Source organism: Blastocatellia bacterium, from assembly GCA_035275065.1.
Classification (GTDB): domain Bacteria; phylum Acidobacteriota; class Blastocatellia; order UBA7656; family UBA7656; genus DATENM01.
The window spans coordinates 1-20,396 of sequence record DATENM010000044.1 but is presented as its reverse complement, the minus strand read 5'-3'; the positions used below and the strand labels follow the sequence as shown (position 1 = coordinate 20,396).

At 61.5% G+C, this 20,396-nt stretch carries 18 protein-coding genes; 7 read left to right on the top strand and 11 right to left on the bottom strand.

Annotated features, from left to right (window positions below):
• Positions 1-438: 438 nt before the first annotated feature.
• Positions 439-645 carry a cold shock domain-containing protein gene (locus VJ464_09555; protein HKQ05366.1) on the top strand — a complete coding sequence of 69 codons (207 nt, stop codon included), beginning with the start codon at positions 439-441 and terminating at the stop codon, positions 643-645.
• Positions 646-724: 79 nt separating this feature from the next.
• Entirely contained in the window at positions 725-1,129 is a 405-nt protein-coding gene (locus tag VJ464_09550) for a RidA family protein (protein HKQ05365.1), read from the top strand.
• A gap of 30 nt (positions 1,130-1,159) precedes the next feature.
• On the opposite strand, the gene VJ464_09545 is transcribed toward VJ464_09550, so the two are convergent.
• The 7 genes from VJ464_09545 to VJ464_09515 form a co-directional block, all read right to left on the bottom strand.
• The gene (locus tag VJ464_09545; GenBank protein ID HKQ05364.1) at positions 1,160-1,882 is read right to left on the bottom strand and encodes a hypothetical protein; all 723 of its coding nucleotides are present in this window, start codon (positions 1,880-1,882) and stop codon (positions 1,160-1,162) included.
• A gap of 192 nt (positions 1,883-2,074) precedes the next feature.
• Positions 2,075-2,722, bottom strand: coding sequence for an endonuclease III (gene nth / locus VJ464_09540; protein HKQ05363.1), 648 nt, complete (start codon positions 2,720-2,722; stop codon positions 2,075-2,077).
• A 127-nt stretch (positions 2,723-2,849) separates the two neighbouring features.
• A complete protein-coding gene (locus tag VJ464_09535) occupies positions 2,850-4,850 on the bottom strand; it encodes an ATP-binding cassette domain-containing protein (GenBank protein ID HKQ05362.1) in 2,001 nt (666 codons plus the stop codon).
• Positions 4,851-4,919: 69 nt separating this feature from the next.
• Positions 4,920-5,114 carry a hypothetical protein gene (locus VJ464_09530; protein HKQ05361.1) on the bottom strand — a complete coding sequence of 65 codons (195 nt, stop codon included), beginning with the start codon at positions 5,112-5,114 and terminating at the stop codon, positions 4,920-4,922.
• A 152-nt stretch (positions 5,115-5,266) separates the two neighbouring features.
• A complete protein-coding gene (locus tag VJ464_09525; GenBank protein ID HKQ05360.1) occupies positions 5,267-5,962 on the bottom strand; it encodes a Spy/CpxP family protein refolding chaperone in 696 nt (231 codons plus the stop codon).
• 253 nt (positions 5,963-6,215) lie between these two features.
• Entirely contained in the window at positions 6,216-7,196 is a 981-nt protein-coding gene (gene nadA / locus VJ464_09520; protein HKQ05359.1) for a quinolinate synthase NadA, read from the bottom strand.
• Positions 7,193-7,387, bottom strand: coding sequence for a hypothetical protein (locus VJ464_09515; protein ID HKQ05358.1), 195 nt, complete (start codon positions 7,385-7,387; stop codon positions 7,193-7,195). Before VJ464_09515 ends, nadA begins: the two co-directional genes overlap by 4 nt.
• 288 nt (positions 7,388-7,675) lie before the next feature.
• Here VJ464_09515 and VJ464_09510 point away from each other — a divergent pair, with 288 nt between their 5' ends.
• Positions 7,676-8,212: a Uma2 family endonuclease gene (locus VJ464_09510; protein HKQ05357.1), complete on the top strand. Its 537-nt coding sequence runs from the start codon at positions 7,676-7,678 to the stop codon at positions 8,210-8,212.
• Positions 8,213-8,282: 70 nt separating this feature from the next.
• Here the strand turns inward: VJ464_09510 and VJ464_09505 are convergent, their stop codons facing one another.
• Together VJ464_09505 and VJ464_09500 are read right to left on the bottom strand one after the other, a co-directional pair.
• Positions 8,283-8,807, bottom strand: coding sequence for an ester cyclase (locus tag VJ464_09505; GenBank protein ID HKQ05356.1), 525 nt, complete (start codon positions 8,805-8,807; stop codon positions 8,283-8,285).
• On the bottom strand, positions 8,804-9,505 hold the full coding sequence (locus tag VJ464_09500) for a dienelactone hydrolase family protein (protein HKQ05355.1): 702 nt from the start codon (positions 9,503-9,505) through the stop codon (positions 8,804-8,806). The genes VJ464_09505 and VJ464_09500 overlap by 4 nt, the downstream gene beginning before the upstream one ends.
• 708 nt (positions 9,506-10,213) lie before the next feature.
• On the opposite strand from VJ464_09500, the gene VJ464_09495 reads away from it, so the two are divergent.
• The 4 genes from VJ464_09495 (at position 10,214) to VJ464_09480 (ending at position 17,734) form a co-directional block, all read left to right on the top strand.
• Complete coding sequence (locus VJ464_09495; protein ID HKQ05354.1) at positions 10,214-11,962, top strand: S8 family peptidase; 1,749 nt, start codon at positions 10,214-10,216, stop codon at positions 11,960-11,962.
• A 61-nt stretch (positions 11,963-12,023) separates the two neighbouring features.
• Positions 12,024-12,941 (top strand): GNAT family N-acetyltransferase, encoded by a 918-nt coding sequence (locus tag VJ464_09490; GenBank protein ID HKQ05353.1) that lies wholly within the window; start codon positions 12,024-12,026, stop codon positions 12,939-12,941.
• Between the two features lie 323 nt (positions 12,942-13,264).
• The gene (locus VJ464_09485) at positions 13,265-14,521 is read left to right on the top strand and encodes an efflux RND transporter periplasmic adaptor subunit (protein ID HKQ05352.1); all 1,257 of its coding nucleotides are present in this window, start codon (positions 13,265-13,267) and stop codon (positions 14,519-14,521) included.
• 27 nt (positions 14,522-14,548) lie between these two features.
• Positions 14,549-17,734, top strand: coding sequence for an efflux RND transporter permease subunit (locus VJ464_09480; protein ID HKQ05351.1), 3,186 nt, complete (start codon positions 14,549-14,551; stop codon positions 17,732-17,734).
• A 28-nt stretch (positions 17,735-17,762) separates the two neighbouring features.
• On the opposite strand, the gene VJ464_09475 is transcribed toward VJ464_09480, so the two are convergent.
• A complete protein-coding gene (locus VJ464_09475) occupies positions 17,763-19,397 on the bottom strand; it encodes a tannase/feruloyl esterase family alpha/beta hydrolase (protein HKQ05350.1) in 1,635 nt (544 codons plus the stop codon).
• Between the two features lie 199 nt (positions 19,398-19,596).
• On the bottom strand, positions 19,597-20,396 hold an 800-nt coding region (locus VJ464_09470; protein HKQ05349.1), incomplete at its 5' end, for a PQQ-binding-like beta-propeller repeat protein.

Sequence of the window (20,396 nt, the reverse complement as noted above, 5' to 3'; positions counted from 1 at the left end):
GATGGCTTAGAAGTAACCGTAATCTCAAAGCATTTCGCTTGACTCCATCCGGGCGTTGCGTTAGTATGCGGCCCGATTCGGGTGAAATTTGCTTGAGCGAATTGCACTTTTTGGCTAAAGACTCAGAACAGTGAGAGCAAAGCCGCAAGCGAGACTCGTCATTAACGGGTGTCGCTTCGCGGCTTTCTTTGTTTGAGCCAAGCGTGACGGGCGGGCGTTGGCCCCTCGCCTTCGCGCCTCTCAACACGACCGTTAACCATGGGAGCGGGCGGCCACTGGCCGTTCCGGGCACAAAGGGGATAACCGATTCGGCTTCGGTTGCAGTCCGGACGCGTCTGTGCGCCGGGGCGTTCAATCTTCGCTTCCGGGCGGCCACCGGACGGGCTGGAAAAGATTGCAGGCGCTATAACTTGAATCGCATTTGGAGGAGACACATCCATGGTCACAGCACAAGGCAAGGTCAAATGGTTCAGCAACACCAAGGGCTATGGGTTTATCGAGCAGCCGGGCAGCCCGGACGTTTTTGTTCACTACTCAGCCATCCAGTCGGATGGCTACAAGACGCTGAAGCAGGGAGAGGTTGTGGAGTTCACTATGATCGATGGCCCGAAGGGGCCGCAGGCAGAGACCGTCCGCAGGCTCTAGCGTGCCGCGCTCACCGTCGTCAATGGTCCTGCTCGGTCGTAACGGGGCTGCTTCGTTCAGCGATGCGGAGTGAGAATTCATGAACCACCTGCCGCGACAGCGCGCCTCATCCGGCTCGCCTTACGAGGCGCGTATCGGCATCTCGCGCGGCGTGCGCGCCGGCCAGGTCATCGCCATTGCCGGCACCGCGCCCATTGGCGCGGACGGCAAAACCGTCGCCCCGGGTGATGCGGCGGCGCAGGCGCGTCGCTGTTTCGAGATTGTCCGGGCGGCGCTCGAACAGCTCGGCGCCAGCCTGGCCGATGTCACGCGCACGCGCATTCTGCTGACGCGCATCGAAGATTGGCAAGCCGTCGCAGCGGTTCACGGCGAGTTCTTCAAAGACATTCGCCCGGCAAACACCGTGATGCAGGTCGTGCGCTTCATCGATCCCGACTGGCTCGTTGAGATCGAAGCTGACGCGGTCATCGCTGAGTCAAGCTAACCGGTCAGGCCCGACCGGTCGAGCGCCCGGCTATTTCGCCGGCGGCTCGTAGAAAAAGGTCACGCGGCCTGTGCCGGTGTTGCCCGTGCCGGGCTGGTACGCATAGACATCGGCTTCGTAGTAGCCCTTGCGCTTGAGTGTATAGCTGCCCTTGAACTGGCTGACCTCGCCGGCGTAGGCAAGCTTGATTTCATCGATGATGCGGCCCTCTTTTCTGATCTGCGCGCCGACTTCAAAATCCTTGCTGTCCCAGACGCCGCCGGGGCTGATGGGGCAGCCGCACATCATCGTCACGTTGGCGGCAAAATTAATCTGCGCCGGCAGGCTGGCGAGATTCAAGTGGGTGATCGGCTCGACGACCTGCACTAGCAGTCCGGGCATCACCAGCAAAAAGCCGTCGCCGCCGGTGATGTCTTTGCCGGGAATCACCCACTGCGTCGCCGATACTTTATGAGTTGATTGCAAGCCGCCGAGCGGGCCATAAGCGGTGACTTCGATCAGGCACGGCTCATCGAGATCGAGGCGAGCGGTGTAATCAGAAGCGCCATCGGTCGGAATCGCCTGGCTCCACAATCGCGGCGTCTGCATGATCTCTGTGGTATTGCCTGAGCCGCCTCTGGTGTAGCCCTTAGCCAGCAGCTCGCCGGTCTGTACATTGTAAATGGTGATGAGCGAGCCGCCGATGTCGTCGCCCAGAAACTTACCATCCTTGGCAATCACACGTACGGTGATCTGCGTCTGTTTCTTCGCCATTCGGATTTCTCCTGAGAGATGAGATTCAGCACATGCGCGGCATTATCGCATAGCCGCACCACCGTGTCGAAGTTGTTTGCGGAAGGCTTCTATAGCGGATTTCGATTGCGTTTGCCAAGTAGCGCAAGCTGACAGCTTGCGCGAGCCACTGCGCAATCTAACAGATTGCGCTACATCTATTTGAAAACCGCTCTAGGTCTTGAGCAGCGACGACGGGCAGAGGTCTTCGAGCGTGCAACTGGCGCATTCGGGCTTGCGCGCTTTGCAGACCGCGCGCCCGTGATAGATCAACAGGTGCGCGAAATCAACCCAATCTTTCTGAGGCACGAGCGCCATCAGATCGCGCTCGATCTTTTCCGGCTGCTCGTTGGCCGTCAGCCCGAGCCGTTGCGACAGACGCCCGACGTGCGTGTCAACGACGACGCCTGCCGCCGTGCCGAAGGCGTTGCCCATGACGACGTTCGCCGTCTTGCGCGCCACGCCCGGCAGCTCAAGCAGCTCATCAAAGGTCGCCGGCACGCGCCCGTTGTGGCGCTCGATGAGCAAACGACACGCGCCTTGAATGGCTTTCGCCTTGTTGCGGTAAAAGCCGGTCGAGCGAACGTCTTGCTCCAGCTCCGCCGGCTCGACGTTGATGTAATCTTCGGCCTTGCGGTATTTCCTGAAGAGGTCGGCAGTGACCAGGTTGACGCGCTCATCCGTGCATTGCGCCGACAGGATGGTGGCGACCAGCAGCTCAAGCGGGTTACTGTAATTCAGACTGCAATGCGCGTCGGGATAGGCGCGCCTGAGTCGCGCGATGATCTGTCGTGTGCGTTGCTTCTCTTCGCTGCTTGTCAATTCCTACCTCACGAAGAAAGTGATGCGTGATGCGTGACGCGTGATGCGTAGGAAGGAGTCACAGTGAACATCACGACTGTCTCATCACTTTCAACTCATCACGCATCACTTTCTTTACTCATGACTCTTACATTCTATCGGTCGGCACGACCAGCACCGGGCGGTCGGCCTGTTCGAGCACGCGGAGCATGACGTCGTTGAATTTGTAGAAGGCATGCGAGCGTGGGCCGTGAAAGCCGATGACGATCAGGTCATAGTCGCCCGCCGCGGCTTCGGCGAGAATGCCTTCGACCGGCGTTCCGGCCATGCGCACGCGCACGTCGCAGGGGACGTCCATCGCCCGCAGCGTCGCCGCGCCCTGATTCAGATGGCGGCGCGTCAAGGCGTTGACATCGTCCGTGTCCCCTGTCACAAAGAGCAGCGTCGTCTGCGCGCCCAGCCGCCGCGCCAGCCGCCCGCCGGCCTTCACGTCGCTCTTGCCAGGCTCGCCCGCCGCCGTGCAGATCAACAGGCGCTCCAGTTTCGCGCGCTCCCCTTTGACGACCAGCACCGGCACGTCCGTGCGCTCAAGCGCCGTCAATAGCGCATCACCCAGTTGTCGCGCCGCCCGCGCTTCGCGTAACTGCCGATGCGCCGCCCGCGCTCGCAATCGCCCGGTGCGCGGCTGCGGCGACATCACCAGCATTTCGTAAATCGCTTCGGCATGCGCCGCGGCGATCTGCTCGGTCGTGTTTCCATAACGAATCTGTAAAGCTGCGTCCGTCAGCCCGGCGCTCTGCTGCCGCGCGCCGAGTGTCGAGCGTAAGCTTTCAGCGGCCTCAAGATTTTCGGCAACGGTAAGCACGGTGGCGGCCGCTTGCAGCTTGTCGGCCAGCAAGCGCGTCAACTGTAATGGCGAGACCGAGCCCTGCCCGATGTCATAAACCAGCAGGCGCGGCTCCGGTTGTTTGAGGATCGTCCAGCCGCGCAGCGCTACCCATAGCTGCTCGCCGTCAAGCTCGACTTCCGACGGCAGCGCCGCATCGATCAACATGCCTTCTTCGCCGAACGGCAAGGGCGGCGCTAGTTGGCGTGCCGCTTCGAGTCGCGGCAGGCGCAATCGCACACGGCGCAGCGGGCCTGTGAAGTTCTGCTCGATGATCTCGCCCCGGCCGAGCAAGGGCAGCTCAGCCGCCGGGGCGTCGGCCGCCAGCGCGACCTGCTCGGGACGAAAGAGCAACTGAACGCGCGCCCCGTCTTCGTGGGGCGTGTCTTCGGGAATGGGCAGCGCCAGCGAGCCAAAGCGCGCGCGACCCGCTTCGGCGCGCCCGACCAACACCGTGCCAGCGCCGAGAAAGGTCGCCGCAAAGAGCGAGCGCGGTCTGGCATACAACTCTTCGCCGTCGCCGACTTCCAGCAGCCGCCCATGCTCCAGCACGCCGATGCGGTCGGCCAGCTCGAAGGCTTCCTCTTGGTCGTGTGTCACCAGGATGGTCGCGACGCCGAGCCGCCGCTGAATCTCTTTCAGGCTGCGCCGCAGTTGGGCGCGAATCTTGACATCGAGCGCGCCGAACGGCTCGTCCAGCAGCAAGACGCCCGGCTCGTAACAGAGCGCCCGCGCCAGCGCGACGCGCTGTTGCTGACCGCCCGACAGTTGGTGCGCGTAACGGCTGCCGAGGCCCGCCAGCCCGACTAACTCAAGCAACTCATCGCGCCGCCGCGCCCGTTCCTCTTTTGCTGCCTTGCGAATCTTCAGGCCGAACTCGATATTCTCGGCGACCGTCATGTGGCGAAAGATCGAGTAGTTTTGAAAGACGAAACCGGTGCCGCGCTTCTGCGGCGTCAGGCGAGTCACGTCGCGGCCATGCAGCAGAATGCGCCCGCTGGTGGGGTCCGTCAGGCCGGCGATCATGCGCAGGATCGTGCTCTTGCCGCTGCCCGACGAGCCGAGCAGCACGAACAGCTCTTTGTCGGCGACTTCGAGCGCGACGTTATCGACGACCCACTGGTTGCCGTACCGCTTGGTGATCTGCTCAAGCACGATAGACACGGGCACGTCCTTTCGATGATCGGTGCGGTGAGTGGTGCTTGTCGGGCGGGTACAGGTCAGCGGCCCGGCGCAGACGGTGGATAGTTGAGGGGCAGACAACGCGCCTGCCCCTCAATCGATAACGCATCAACCGGTCAGCGCCAGTGACTGACGATAAAGAATGCGGGCTTACTGCACCGCTTCGCTCTGTTCGGCGGCGTGCGCATGCTCGTGCTCGTCTATCGTGTAAGCGCCGAGGATGCGGCGGCCCTCTTCGCTGCGCGGGTCAATCGTGCGCAGGTGCTTGCGGCCCTGCATCTCCCAGATCGCTGTGACAACGCCGTCTTTCTCGACCGCGTGGTAGGTAATCTCCTGCTCTTCCATCCTTCCTCCCTCAAATATGAATTTCGTGAAAAGTACAGCCTTGAATTCTAATGGCCGCCATTCGGCTCTGTCCAGTCAGCGAAAATCAAAAGGCGCGGCCAATGACTGATCGATCAGCCATTCGCCGCGCCTGTAGAGGGATGGAGAAGGAATCAATTCTCGAACGTGAGCAGGCTGAGCAGATCAAAATCGTCGTCATCGAGCGGCGGTCGCGAGGGCGGGACTAATGGCTCTGCCGGCCCCGTGCGATCCTGCTGCATGCCGCGCTTCTGCTGTTGCATCTCGCGCCGCAGCTCGCGCTGAAGGCGGTTGAATTCCAGCACCTGTTCGCTGGTCAGCACGCCGCGCACCTGCGAGCGGATGCGCGATTCCAGACGAATCTTGTCAGCCTGCGCGGCGGCCAGTTCTTCGGTGGCGCGGCGCACGGCGTCTTCGTTATAGCTCTCGCTCATGATGGCGCGGTCAAGCGCGGCCCGCGCCTGCCGCAAACGCCGGCCCGCGCTGATCACTTCATCGTCGTGGCTGCGGCGAATCTCCTGCATCCGCATGCGCTGTTCCGGCCTGAGGTCGAGACGCTGCATGAGCATCTGCTGTAGCCGCTGCTTTCTCGCTTGATTGGCTCCCGGCTGGCGGTTCGCTTGCGGATTGTTGAGCGGCGGACGATTAACGCCGCCGGGCGGAAAGGGGCGGCGACGGCCAAATTGCGGGTCGCCGGCGTCTGGGCTGTCGCCGCGCGGCTCCCTCAGTAGAGGATTCGCGCGCGGCCGCACCTGCGCGCTGACGCTTAAGGCGGCAAACCCGGCGACGATCACCAGTAAAATCGGGGCGATGGATAGCTTCTTTATCATTGCGAACCTCGGCCTGCTAATTATCCAGAACCTTAGACCGCGCGGGCGGCGCGAAAGTTTGAATTATTCTAGCACAGAGTGAGCAGTCGCGGGGACGCGGGAAGAGTGACGCGGGGACGCGGCGACACGGCGACGCGGAGAGAAGACGAGGGGCGATGCGGCGACACGGCGACGCGGCGACGCGGGGAAAGATGAGCGGTCAGTCTCTGTTGCTTTCCCTCGCCGTGTCGCCGCGTCGCCGTGTCCCCGCGTCTCAGTTATCACGCGGCACGGCGAGCATGCGCTCAAGGGCGCGCCGCGCCCCTTCCATCACGTCCGGCTCGACGGCGATCTCGAACTTGTCTTCGACGAGCGAGCGCTTGACGTTGGCGAGCGTGATCATCTTCATGTAAGGGCAATGCAGGCGGCAACCGATGCAGCCATCGGCCATGACGAACTCGCGGTCGGGGTAGCGCTTCTTCATCTGGTGGACGATGCCGCTTTCAGTCGCGACGATGAAGGTCTTGGTGTTCGGGTAGTTGGCGATGCGCCCGACCATCGCTGTCGTCGAGCAGACTTCGTCGGCCAGCGCGATGATGTCTTCGCGGCATTCGGGATGGGCAATGACGACGGCATCGGGGAAGGCCGAGCGCACGCGGCTGACGTTGGCGCCGCGCAGCACGTCGTGCGTCGGGCAAGCGCCGTCGTAGACGACGATATCTTTTTCGGGCACCTGTCGCTTGACCCAGTTGCCGAGATTGCGGTCAGGCGTGAACAGGATTTTATCTGTTTGCAGGCTGCGAATCACCGACACCGCGTTGGCCGAGGTGCAACAGATGTCGCTCATGGCTTTGACCTCGGCGGTCGAATTCACGTAGGTGACAACCGTGTGGCCGGGGTAGCGGTCTTTCCACTCCTGAAGGCTTTCAGGGGTGATCGAATCGGCAAGCGAGCAGCCGGCGGATAGGTTCGGCAGCAGGACTTTCTTTTCAGGGTTGAGAATCTTCGCCGATTCCGCCATGAAGTGAACGCCGCAGAAAACGATCAATTCGGCGTCGGTCTGCTGTGCTTCGAGCGCGAGGCCCAGGCTGTCGCCTGTGACATCGGCGACGTCCTGAACTTCGGGGGCCTGGTAGTTGTGCGCCAGAATGATGGCGTTGCGTTGCCGGGCCAGCTCGCGGATTTCCCGGATGAGCGCCGAATAATCGGCCTGCGCCGCGGCGCTCGAATGCAGATTGATGAATGCTGTGCTCATTTGCCCTCCACTTTGGCCCCGCGATCCGGCTTGATCGAGCCGGTGCCGGCGGGGAAGACTCTCCAAAACTCCTTGCGCACGAGGCTGGCAATCGTCGCGCTCTTGTTCAAGCCGTGATAACGGGCGACGGCATCGAGCATCGCCAGATCGCGCTCGGTCGCTGAAAAGGTTCTCACTCTCGTCTTCTGCATCGCTTCTCTCATCCGCTCAAACGTATAAATCTTATATAAAATTTATATAGCTTAGATTGATGATTGTCAAGGCGGGACGGAAATGTTTTCGAGCCACTTTCCCTGGCCAGCTTAACATTGGCAGGCCGCATTAGTCGCTCCTAAATCATTGCAAGCTGGCCAGGAATCATAGATCATAGAGCAAAGGTTTAACGACTTTGAAGGAATGAGCACCCGATGACGACAGATGTTTTCGAGCAAGTCTCGCCCAACGCCTTACCCGTCGCGGTTGACGTGCATTCCCTACAGTTGACCGATGAGCAGTTTCTGCAATTGTGTCGGGACAATCGAGACTTGCGGTTTGAACTCACCGCCGGGGGAGAACTCATCATTATGCCGCCGACAGGCTCGATCACTGGCTGGCGCAATGCCGACATCAATTATCAACTCACGGCATGGGCGAAACGCGATGGCAGCGGGCTGACCTTCGATTCGTCAACCGGTTTTAAACTGCCCAACGGGGCCAAACGCTCTCCTGATGCGGCGTGGATCAGGCGCGACCGTTGGGATGCGCTTACTGACCAGGAAAAAGAAGGCTTCGCGCCCATCTGCCCTGACTTTGTGCTGGAGTTGCGCTCGGCGGACGACAGCTTGTCTGCGTTGCAAGACAAGCTGACTGAATACCTTGATAATGGCGCGCAGTTGGGATGGCTGATTGACCCAAAAGACAAGCGGGTTTATGTCTATCGCCCCGGACATTCCGTCGAATGTTTGCAGCAGCCAGAAGCGGTGCCAGGCGACACCATCCTTCCAGGCTTTGTGTTGAGCCTGAAAGGTCTTTGGTAATCAGCGACCGAACCTTCAGCACAAACATGCAGAGAATCAAAATCCCCGCAGTCCCACCGCTTTCTTCGAATCAGACGTCAGCGCGATCCATCAGGCGGTTAGAAGGCAGGCTCGGATCAAGCACTTTCTCCGCCGACTCAGCGCCGACCACCGGCAGCCGTTCGGTGTCGAGCAGGCCGATCTGCGCCAGCACCGATGCCTGATCCCAGTAGATGTGCTCGTGCGCCAGTTTATCGTCGCGGAAATGGACGATGGCGACCAGCGGCACACGGACGCTCTTGCCGGTCGGCTCAATGCCCGGCAGCATCCAATCCATCTTGATCGTATGCGTGAACTCGAAGACCATCTCTTCGACCAGGCGATCATCGCCGACGGTGCGCGAAACCAACGTCGTGCGCGTGTCGGGCGGCATCTGCGGGATAAAGCGCACAGAGTAAAACTGGCGCAACTGCTCGCGCCCGACGCCGCCCGTCATCACCGGCACATGGTTGACGTACGCATCTTCGACCATCGTCTGAAGCGTCGCTTCGGTGTCGCGGGTGGCGAATTCATGCTTGAGGTGCTCGTCCCAGAGGTCAGATAAAGACACGCTCATGACTGTCTCCCGATCAGGCGGCGCACGAACGATTCGAGCGTTCTCAGGTTCGCCAGTTCTGCTGACGCAGGGTCGTAGTGCGCACCGCCGACGCGGGCAAAAGCGTGATCCTGTTCGGGGTAATCGTAGAGCGTCACCAGCGGGTGCGAATCGAGCGCCGCGTGAATCTTTGCCTGCGCTTCGGGCGGGCAGAACTGATCTTTGCCGGCGATGTGCAGGGTTAGCGGGCCGCGCAGGTTCTTGGCTTCATCGAGCGCGTTTTCGATGCCGACGCCGTAGTAACCGACGGCGCAATCCGGGTCGTGGCGCACGGCGAGCAGATAGGTGAGCTTGCCGCCGAGACAGTAGCCGACGGCCCCGACATGCCCCGTGCAGGCCGTGTGCGCGCGCAACGCCTTCATCGTCGCCGCCGCATCGTCTACGGCTTTGGCTTCGTCCAGTCCCTTATAAAGCTCGAAGGCGCGCGCCCACTCGGCGTCGGTCTTATCGGTCAACTGAATGCCCGGCTGCTGTCGCCAGAAGAGGTCCGGGCACATCACGACGAAGCCCAGCCCGGCATAGTGATCGGCGATGTCGCGCATGACATCGTTCACTCCGAAAATCTCCTGGATCAAGACGATGCCCGGCCCTTTGCCGCTCGCCGGCTCGGCCAGATAAGCTTCGAACTCGCCGCCATCGAATGCCTGGATCGTAATCATCAGCTTGCCCCTCCGCTAAACGTTTTTGCCACCGACAATCCGGTTAAAGCGATTGCGCGTCCGGCTCAGAAATATACCAAAGCCGGAGCCGTTTCCCTAGCCGCGATGCGAGCGAGCGACGGCGGCGCGCATCTCTGGCAGTTGTCCTAGACTGAAATTCCCGTTGTTTGATCGGCGCGCGGGCGCTCTCGACGTGGCAGCGGGTTGCCGGGTGCGGATTTGAACTGTCTAGGCTAAAAGCGCCAAACACGATGGCTTTGGATTTGACCACCTGAGAACTGGCGCAGCGAGCGATGACTTTCGATCAATTTGACAGAACTGGCGCTGTCAGAATGATGGAAGGCAGAAGCGCCTTCAACCGGCCTAAGTAGGGAAAACTACCGTCAGTTTTGCACTCTTCGATTATGTTTCCTCATGGCTTGCTGATTGCCCTACGCATCCGGGGGTTCTGAAACTATGCCGTCCAGTCAGCGAATGCTCATGAAAAAGAATCGTCTTACGCGAACGACCGTATTCTTAGCTCTATTCGCTCTTATTGCGTCGCAGCTACTCGGTGGCGCTTACGTCTCCCGTGCAGATCAGGCCGGCTCACCAGGCACAGGTCCAGGCGGGAAGGGGGCAGGCAGCGGCGACCATGGCAGGTCACGGGACAGCAAACTGTCGCATGAACTGAAGGATGTCCTGGCGCACGCGGCCAACGGAGACTCCATGCGCACCATCGTGCAGGTCAAAGATGCGCAAAGCCCTGGCCTCGCGCAGTCGCTCAATCGCTATGGCGTTCACGTCCACAACCAGTTGAGCGAGCTTCAAATGCTGGCCGCCGAGTTACCTGTCGGCGCGCTACAAGGATTGGCTGAGAGCGATGACGTGCAGTTCATTTCCGCCGACAACGATGTGAAGGCGCTCGGTCACCTGACGGCGACCACTGGCGCCGACGCCGTGCGCACACAGCTCAAGTCGGAGGGCAAGACCTACACGCTGAACGGCACAGGCATCGGCATCGCCATCCTCGATTCGGGCATATACAGAGATCACAAGACGGTGGCGGATGGCGGCGGGATAAAGGCCGCGGCTGATTTCACCGGCGAAGCGGTGACAGATTCTGACCCTTACGGACATGGCACGCACGTGGCCGGGCTGGCGATGGGCGTCGGTAACTTCTCTAACGGCGCTTACTCTGGCATCGCGCCCGGCGCCGACCTGATTAACCTGCGCGTCCTTGACTCGAATGGGGTCGGGACGGTTTCAGGCGTCCTGAACGCCATCAACTGGGTGCTGATTAACCAGACAAAGTATCGGATCCGCGTCGTCAACATGAGCCTTGGGACGCCGGCAGTGGCCTCCTACCAGGACGATCCCATTTGCCGGGCCGTCCGCCGGATGGTTGACGCCGGCATCGTCGTCGTCGCCGCCGCCGGCAACAATGGTAAGGATGAAAACGGGCAAGCGATCTACGGCGCGATTCACTCGCCCGGCATCGAGCCCTCGGCGATTACGGTCGGCTGCGCCAACAGCATGGGCACAGACTCGCGCGCCGATGACGTGGTGACGAGCTTCAGCTCGCGTGGGCCGACGCGCGGCTACTGGACGGACGCAAGCGGCGTCAACCACTATGACAACCTGATCAAACCGGACCTCGTCGCGCCCGGCAACAAAGTCGTCCAGGCGGAGGCGAAGGCGAACTCTATCGTCGTACACTACCCGCAACTCGATACCCATGCCTTCACCGACGAGCATAAGCGGGTGATGTACATGAGCGGCACCTCGATGTCCGCCCCGAGCGTCACCGGCGCGGTCGCCCTGATGCTGCAAGCCAACCCGAAGCTGACGCCCAGCCTGGTCAAAGCCATCCTCATGTACACGGCACAGCCGCTGGCCGGCTTCAACATGCTTGAGCAGGGCGCCGGCGAGCTCAACATCGAAGGGGCTGTCAGACTGGCCAAGCTGGTGCGTACCGACCTGACGGCGCAGACGCCGCTCGGCGACCCGCTGCTGACCGTTGCGACGCCGCCCGTGCCACAGACGACGATTGCCGGCTCGACCTTCACCTGGGCGCAGGGGATCATCGGCAACTACAGCTACATGACCGGCACCGAGCTGATTACCCGGTACCAGCTCATGTACGGGCAGGGCTTCTTGCTGAGCAACGGCTTTCTGCTCAGTAATGGATTCCTGCTGTCGAACGCCACACAGGTGACAAATGGCTGTGCGGTCGGCGATTCGATCCTGACCAGCAACGGCTACCCGCTGGGCAATGGCAATATCTTCCTCAGCAACGGTTTCCTACTCAGCAACGGCACGATGCTGCCGGACGGCTTCCTGCTCAGCAACGGCACGATCTATAGCGACGGCTTCCTGCTTAGCAATGGCTTTTTGTTGAGCAACGGTTTTCTGCTGAGCAACTCTTACCAGGCTTTCGTGATGGTAAATGGCGATGATACGTCGTGTATGCAGTAGCGCGGCCGTGCCCGTCACGTGCCCGGCTGCCGAAACCGACGCCAATGTAACAGGAGAAACTGTGCATACGTTAGCCCCAGCCCAAACCTATATGGAAGTCGCCAAGAGCTGCTGCCGGCCCGCCCCGCGACCCTGCGCCCAGCGCCTGACCGGGCGGGACGAGCCGGAAGTGCGCCGCTTCCTCGCCCAGCGCCCGCTACAGACCTTCGGGCTGCTCGGAATGATCACGGATAACGGATTGGTCAGCCCGCACAACCGGGGCGACTTTCACGCCTACCGCGGCGCTCGGAATCAGATCGAAGGCGTCGCCTTGATCGGCCATAACACCGTGCTCGACGCCCGCAGCGACGGGGCCATCGCGTCCTTCAGCGAGTTGGCGAAGGCGACGGCAAATCCTTTCCTCCTGCTTGCTCCTGAGCCGCAGATGTTACGTTTCGTCGAGTGTTACGCGGACTCGCTTGACAATCACAAGGCGATGGACTGCTACAACTTATTCGACTTCCGCGGCGCGCCCGCCAACCCCGCCCTTGCGCCTCTGCCCGACGTGCGCCCAGCCACACCCGGTGACCTGGATGAAGTCGTGTGGGCAAATAATCAGTGTGGCATCGAGGAGATCGGCGTCGACAGTCTGGCGCTGGACGCCGCAGGCTTTACAAGCCGTTGTGCGCGGCGCATCGGGCGCGGTCGCACCTGGGTATGGGTCGAGCGGGGCAGGCTGATCGTGAAGCTCGACGTCATCACGTTAACGCCCGAGGTGGCTTATCTGGAGAGCCTGTGGGTACGCCCCGAAGAGCGCCGCAAAGGGTACGGCGTAAGATTCCTCAGCCAGGTGAGCGAGCGCCTGCGCAAGGACTCGGCCAACGTCTGCTTCCTTGCCGACAAAAACAAGGGTTGGGAACAGTCGCTTTATAGAAACGCCGGGTATGTGACGATTGAGCGTTTTGGGGTGGTATTCTGCGACAGAACCAAGAAGTGTTGATGAGGCCGTGAGAAATCAAAGCTGATTTGTAGTAGCGGCAGATGAACCGATTGCTCCGCATCCGACTACCCATTAAGAACCTTCCTCGCCCGCGCCGATCAGCGCCCGTAACCCGGACCGTCATTTAGTGGCATAGCGAGACTCTACAACCCTCGCCACGTGCGCGGCGCAGACGCTTTGAGGCCATTCGGCCAGGCGGCTGCAACCGCGCAAACATATAATGGTTGGCGGTGAAGGCGCAGGCTTCGCAATCTATGGCCGGTTGATGTATGATCTTTGCCGATTCGGTTCTTAGCACTCGCAGCCATTTGGAAAGGAAGCTTATGCCCGGTCGTGGATTTCAGACCGCCGCTACGCGACTGCCCCGCGGCAGCGCCCGCCGCGCGCTGATCGTCATCTTCATTACGATGGCGGCCGTCGCCTCCGCCGCCTGCTCAAAGTCGTCGTCAGGCAAGACCATCGAAAGCGCCAGCGCCGCGCGCCTGGTCAGCGTCCGCGCCCTCGCCATCGCGATGAAGCCGATTCGCCGCAATATCGAGTCGGTCGGTTCGCTGTTCGCTTATGAAGAGGTCACGGTCAGCTCGGAAGTCGAAGGCCGGGTCGAGCGCGTTCTCGCAGACGTCGGCGACCGCGTCGGCGCAGGCCAGCCCATCGTCAAGGTCGCGCCCGCCGAGTTGGAGCTGGCTTTAGAACAGCAACGCGCCGCTTTGCGGCAGGCGCGGGCGCGTCTCGGCATCAACGACGAGAACGACGATCTGAAAGATATGCGCGCCGCCGCTGAAGTCAAGCGCGCTGCCGCCGACCTGGCCGACGCCGAACAGAAATACCGCCGCGCCAAGGCGCTCTATGAACAGGGCGTGCTGCCGCGCCAGAATTATGACGAAGCCGAATCCCGCTACAACGCGGCGCGCGCCGCTTACGACCTGGCGGTTCAGGGCGTCGAGAATATGCGTGCGCAGCTCGCAGGCTCGCGCGCCTCGACGCGCTTGGCGCAGAAGAAGCTGAGCGATTCGACGATCCGCGCGCCGTTCGCCGGCCAGGTCAAAGAGCGTAGCGTCACACAGGGCCAGTACCTGAAAGTGCAGACGCCGGTGATGGTCATCGTCAACATCGACCCGCTGCGCGTGCGTTTGAAAGTTCCCGAAAAGATGGCCGCCTGGGTTCACGAAGGCCAGGAGGTGACGGTCACCGTCGAGGCCTACGCCGACCGCGCCTTCAAGGGGAAGATCACCCGCATCAATCCTTCGGTGGATCAACAGACGCGCGCCTTTGAAGTCGAAGCCTTGATCGAGAACCACGACAACGCGCTGAAGCCGGGCTTCTTCGTCAAGGCGACGATCCCGTCGAGCTACGTCGCCAACTCGCTGTTCGTGCCGCAGGATGCGCTGCTGTACGTCTACGGCGTTTACAAGCTCTTCGTCATCGAAGGCAACACGCTCAAAGAGAAAGAGGTGAAGCTCGGCGAGCGCGCCGGCGATGAGGTTGAGATCACCGAGGGATTGAGCGAAGGCGAGCGGATTGCGCTGCCGGCGAAGGGCCAGGAGCTGAAAGACGGCGCCACCGTCGAAATCGTCCCGTAGCCTGCCTGTCTTAAATGGGGTCGAACGATGTCACTTGCTGAATTGTGCGTCAAGCGTCCGGTCTTCGCCGTGATGTTGATTACCTTTCTGGTCGTGCTTGGCGTCTTCTCGTTCCGCGACCTCGGGGTTGACCTGTTCCCGAAAGCCGACCCGGCGACCGTCACCGTCAACATGCGCTTGCCCGGCGCGACCAGCGAAGAGGTCACCACGCAGGTCGTCTTGCCGCTTGAAGAAGCGGTCAGCACGATCAGCGGCCTCGACGAGCTGAGTTCGACGGCGACCGAAGGCAGCGCCCGCATTCAATGCAAGTTCGTTCTCGAACGCGAGATCGAAAGCGCCGCGCAGGACGTCCGCGAAAAGGTTGCAGGGGCGCTGCGTCAACTGCCGCCTAACATCCTGCCGCCCATCATTCAAAAAGCCGACCCCGACGCCGATCCGGTCATCTCACTGGTTGTTGCCGGCGACCGCAGCCTGCGCGAGACCAGCGAAATTGCCGACAAGCAGATCAAGCGCGTGCTCGAAACCGTAGACGGCGTCGGCGAAGTCAGTCTCACCGGCGCGCGCGAGCGGCAGATCCGGCTTTATCTCGACGCTGAAAAGCTGAACGCCCACGGCCTGACGATCAATCAGGTGCAGCGCGCCGTGCAGAACGAGAACATCGAGATTCCCGGCGGGCGCATTATCCGCGGCGAATCCGAGATGGGCATCCGCACCCTCGGGCGCATTGACGCCATCTCGCAGTTCGGCGATGTCATCGTTGCCAACGTCGACGGCGCGCCGATTCGGGTGAACGACGTGGGCCGCGTCGAAGACAGCTTTGCCGAGCCGCGCACCTGGAACCAGATCGAAGGCAAGCAGGCCGTCACCCTCGACGTGCGCCGCCAGTCGGGCACCAACACCGTCAAGATCATCAGCGCCGTTAAGCGCAAGCTCGCAGACATTCAGAAGTCACTCCCCACGGGCGTCACCATCCGCATCATCCGCGACCAGTCCGAATTCATCAACGCCTCGGTCGCTTCGCTCGAAGAGCATCTGCTGTTCGGCTCGTTGCTGGCCTCTCTGGTCGTGCTGTTTTTCATCCGTAGCTTCCGCTCGGTGTTGATTGCGGCGGTGGCGATCCCGACTTCGATCATTGCGACCTTCACGCTGCTCAAGGCGATGGACTTCACGCTGAACAACATGACGTTGCTGGCGCTGACCCTGGCCGTCGGCATCGTGATTGATGACGCCATCGTCGTGCTGGAAAACATCGTCCGCTACATCGAAGAAAAACGCTTTGAGCCGAAAGAGGCGGCCATCGTGGCGACCAAAGAGATTACCCTGGCGGTGATTGCGACGACCATCTCGCTGGTCATCATCTTTGTGCCCATCGCCTTTATGAACGGCTACGCGCGGCGCTACGTCAATCAGTTCGGCTGGACGATGGCCTTCTCGATTATGGTGTCGATGCTGGTGTCGTTCACGCTGACGCCGATGCTCAGCTCGCGCATGCTGCGCCGTTTGCAGGGCAAGCGCGATGAAGCCGCGAGCGACGCGCCGGTTGCCGCCGCCGAAACCGTAGCCGCGTCCCCTGAAGCCGAAGCGCCTGGCCACACCTCGAAGGATTCACGCTTCTTCGCCTGGGTAGACCGCGTCTACGGGCGCATGCTGGTGTGGTCGCTCAATCACCGCATGGTCGTCATCACGGTGGCGCTTGCGACTTTCGCCTTGACCTTCCCGCTCAATGCGATGGTCGGGCGCGATTGGATTCCGCCCGATGACCAGGGCGAGTTGACGGTTTCGATGAACTGGCCCGAAGGCACTTCGATTGAAGGCACCTCGAAGATGGCCGTCGAGATCAGCGACCGCTTCAAAGCCGAGATACCCGAAGTCGAGTTCGTCAACCCGTTCATCCACGAAGGGCTGTCGAGCCACAATCACATCTACGTGCGCCTGGTTGATGTGTCCAAACGCAAGGCGACCAACCTGGATGTGGCGGCCAGGCTCCGCAAGATTTGCGCGGAGTACCGCAACCTGCGTTACAAGGTCGTCATCCCGTCGGCGCTCGGCGGCGGCGAGACCTTCTTCCCGATTCGCGCGCTGATTCTCGGCCCCGACTTTCAAAAAGCCGCCGACCTGTCGAAGCAGATCGCCGACCGCATGCACCAGGTGCCTGGGCTGCTCGACGTCGAGCCGACCTTGAGCCTCAACAACCCTGAGCTACAGGTGAAGATTGACCGCCAGCGCGCCTCGGACTTAGGGGTGCGCGCCTCGGACGTGGCGAGCGCCGTGCGCTTGATGATTTCGGGCGAAGATCAAATCTCAGTCTACAAAGAAGGCGACGAACAGTACGACGTGACCATGCAGCTACTGCCCGAACAGCAGCGCGACCGCGAGGTGCTGGCGCGCTTGATGATTCCCTCGACGAAGGTCGGGCAGGTTCGCTTAGACAGTCTCGCAACGATTGAGAAAGGGCTCGGCCCGTCGCGCATCGAACGCTTCAACCGCCAGTTTCAGGTGACGGTGAACGCCAACAACGCGCCCGACTTTCCGCTTGACCAGGCGGCGCGCGCGACCACAGAGATCATCAAAGGCGTCGGCCTGCCGCCGGGTTTCTCGTACCGCTTTCTCGGCTCGGTGAAGGTGTTGGACGAGACGACGACGAACCTGATCATCGCTTTTCTGCTGGCATCCATCTTCATGTACATGGTGCTGGCGGCGCAGTTCGAGAGCTTCCTGCATCCGTTCACCATCATGTTGAGCCTGCCGCTATCGATTCCGTTCGCGCTCCTTTCGCTGTGGCTGACGGGGCGCACCTTGAACCTGTGGAGCGCGCTCGGCGTCTTGCTGTTGTTAGGCATCGTCAAAAAGAACGGCATCCTTCAAGTGGATTACACCAACAAGCTGCGCTCGGAAGGCGTTGAGCTGCGTGAGGCGATCCTGCGAGCGAATCACGTGCGCTTGCGGCCCATCCTGATGACGACGTTTTCGATTGTCGCGGGCTTGATCCCGACAGCCATCGGCATCGGCGCAGGCTCGGCGCAGCGTTCAGCGATTGCGGTAACGATCATCGGCGGGCAGAGCTTATGTTTGCTGCTGACGTTGCTGGTGACGCCGGTGGCTTACTCGATTTTTGGTGAGATGGAAGAGCGTAAGGTCTTTCGCAGCGCCCGCGCCCGATTGTCGCGCGTCAAGGTAGCGGCGACGCGCTTGTTCACCTTCCTGATTCGCTGAGTTGTTTTGCTGAGCCGTTTGAAAAAGATTACTTCATCGTCCCTTTCGCGGGACTGGCCATCAGTTGCTCTTTCGCACAGACGAAGTTGGCCGCGTCGTCTGTGCTGCCGCTGCCCTTGTAACGGGCGACGAGCGGGTAAGGGCAGAGCGGGCGCGTGCGCGTGATGGCGCTTTTCGGGTCATTGCTCTGCCGCTTTGCGGCGATGATCTGGTTGGGGGCGACGCCGGCTTCAACCCATCGCTCGATGGCCACCGTCAGGTCGTGTTGCGCGTCCGCAGGCACGGCGTTGACGAACGCGCCGAAGCTGTCGGTGCCGGGGCCGCCGCCGCAATGTTGCATGCCCGGCACCATGTAGAGCCGCATGAACGAATCCACCTCGCGCCGGCCCATCGTCGCAACGACATCGTGGAAATAATGAATCGTGTTGGTCGGCGGCAGCGCCGCGTCGCTCCAGCCGTGATAGAGAATCAGCTTGCCGCCGCGGGCTTTGAAGGCTTTCAGATTGGTATCGGTGGCGTTCAGGATCGGCGCCAGCTTGTCGTCCGCGAGCTTGCTGTCCTGGTCGATGTTGAACGATTTAATGTCCCAGGCCGGGTCGTTGTGGATCATGTTGCGCGCGGTCTGCGAGGCGAAGAAGAACTGCGCCGCGCGAGTCGGCGCCGCGCCGGTAACCCAGATTGTCCAGCCGGCCGGCCCGGTCTCGCCGCCGGGCAGGAAGCCTGGAACAATCTGCTCGCCCTTCGAGTTGCGCGGCCCGCTGTAAATTTTCTTCAACGCCGCGACCTGCTTCTCCGTCAGACAGGCATCCGACTCGGCCCCTTTGCAGAGCAAGACCGCGGGCTCGAAGCGGCAGCCGACGGGGTCATCAATGACGCCGTCGGTCACCCCGTCGCTCGCGTCACAGGCCGTGAGCGCCGCCGCCTCGATGGCTTTCAATTTACTCGCGGGGATGTAGCTGGCCGGGTCAACCAGCATCGCTTGCATGTTCCAGGCAAAGCCTGTGAGCGTCTGCGTGAAGTAATTGGCCGGGGCGCCGGCGATCAAGCCATCATAGTCGTTCGGGTAGCGCTGGGCTTCCATCAGCGCCTGTCGCCCGCCGTTCGAGCAACTGGCAAAGTACGAGTGTTTCGGGCCAGCACCGTAGAAGGCGCTGATGATGGCTTTGGCCTTCTCGGTCATTTCATGAACCCCGCGGTGGCCGTAGTCGATGATCTTCTCCGGGTGTCCCAGCGCCCAGCTCGCATCGCCGCCGCTGTGTCCCGTATCCGTCGAAGCGACCGCGTAACCACGCATCAGCGGGCCGGCCAGCGCCGCCTGCGAGATCGAGCCGGCGAAGCCGCCATTGCCGACGCCTTGAAACCTGCCGTTCCAGCCAGCGGCGGGCATCCAGACTTCAAACTTGATCTCCGAATCACTCGTCGGCTTGATGACGCCGGTCACACGGCAGAAGGCCGGCAAGTCTTTGAAGGCCGCCCCGCCGCCGAACGACCCGGCGGCCACGGACTGCGCCGCGGTGATCGTCGTGTTGGCGAGCTTGAGATCAGACAGGCGCTCGCAGGTTTGCGCCGCCGCCGGCCTGGCGCTGAAGCTGCAAGCGGCGAGCAGCAGGAATGGCAAGGTGCGCCAGAAGGCTTGCCGTCGTGAGACACGCGTACTTTTCATATTCATCCTCAACGTAATGAGAAGGTGCCTGAAAGGGCAGCTCCGTCAGGAGCGCGATGTTTATAGTCAACCGGTTAATTTGATCCGCAAGCTCCGGAGGAGCGGTATGTCAACATTGCGCCTCTACGGGGCTTGCTTCTTTTTCATGCCTGCAACTATAAACATCACGTTCCTACGGGACTCTTCAGACACGCTTTGACTATCTCCCCAAATCCCTGCCATCGGGCAGAGCAAAGATCACCACCGTCGAAGCGCCGGGCGCGGCCTTCCAAAATCCCGAGGCACTGCCCGTCACCGCCGCCACATACTGCTTGCCGTTGATCGCATAGCTGATCAATCCGCCATTCATCGGCCCGCCGAGGTTGAAACGATAAAGAACTTTCCCCGTCCGCGCATCGAGCGCCAGCAGGTCGCCGGTCAACTCGCCCGCGAAGACCAGGCCGGTTGAGGTCGTCGTCACCGCCGCCAGCATCGGCTTCGGCGAGCGGTACTGCCACGCCACCTTGCCGGTCGAGGCGTCAATGGCGGTCAGCCAGCCGTGCGCCGTCTCGACAGGGTCTTCGACGTAGCTGCCGCCCATGTAGGTTTGACCGGCCACGTGCCGCACGTTTTCGCCCTTCTTGAACGTGCCGCACCAATCGACCGCCGGGACGTAGAGCATGTTGGTCTGCGGGTTGAACGCCGGGCCGTTCCACTGCATGCCGCCGAGGACGCCGGGGCAGGCGTGCGTGCCTTCGACGGTGAGCGGCGCGTCGGTGTTCTGGCGCGTCGTCACGGCAGTCTCGTAAAGGTGCTCGCGGGTGTCGCGGTCGAGCACATGCAGGAGGCCGTCTTTGCCGCCGGTGGCGACGAGGTTGCGCGTCTTGCCATTGACCTTCGTCGTAAAGAGCGGGCTGGCTTGCGTGGCGTCCCAGTCATGCGTGTCGTGCGGCACCAGCTGATAATGCCACTGCCGTTTTCCGGTGCGCACGTCGAGCACGACCATCGAGCTGGTGTAGA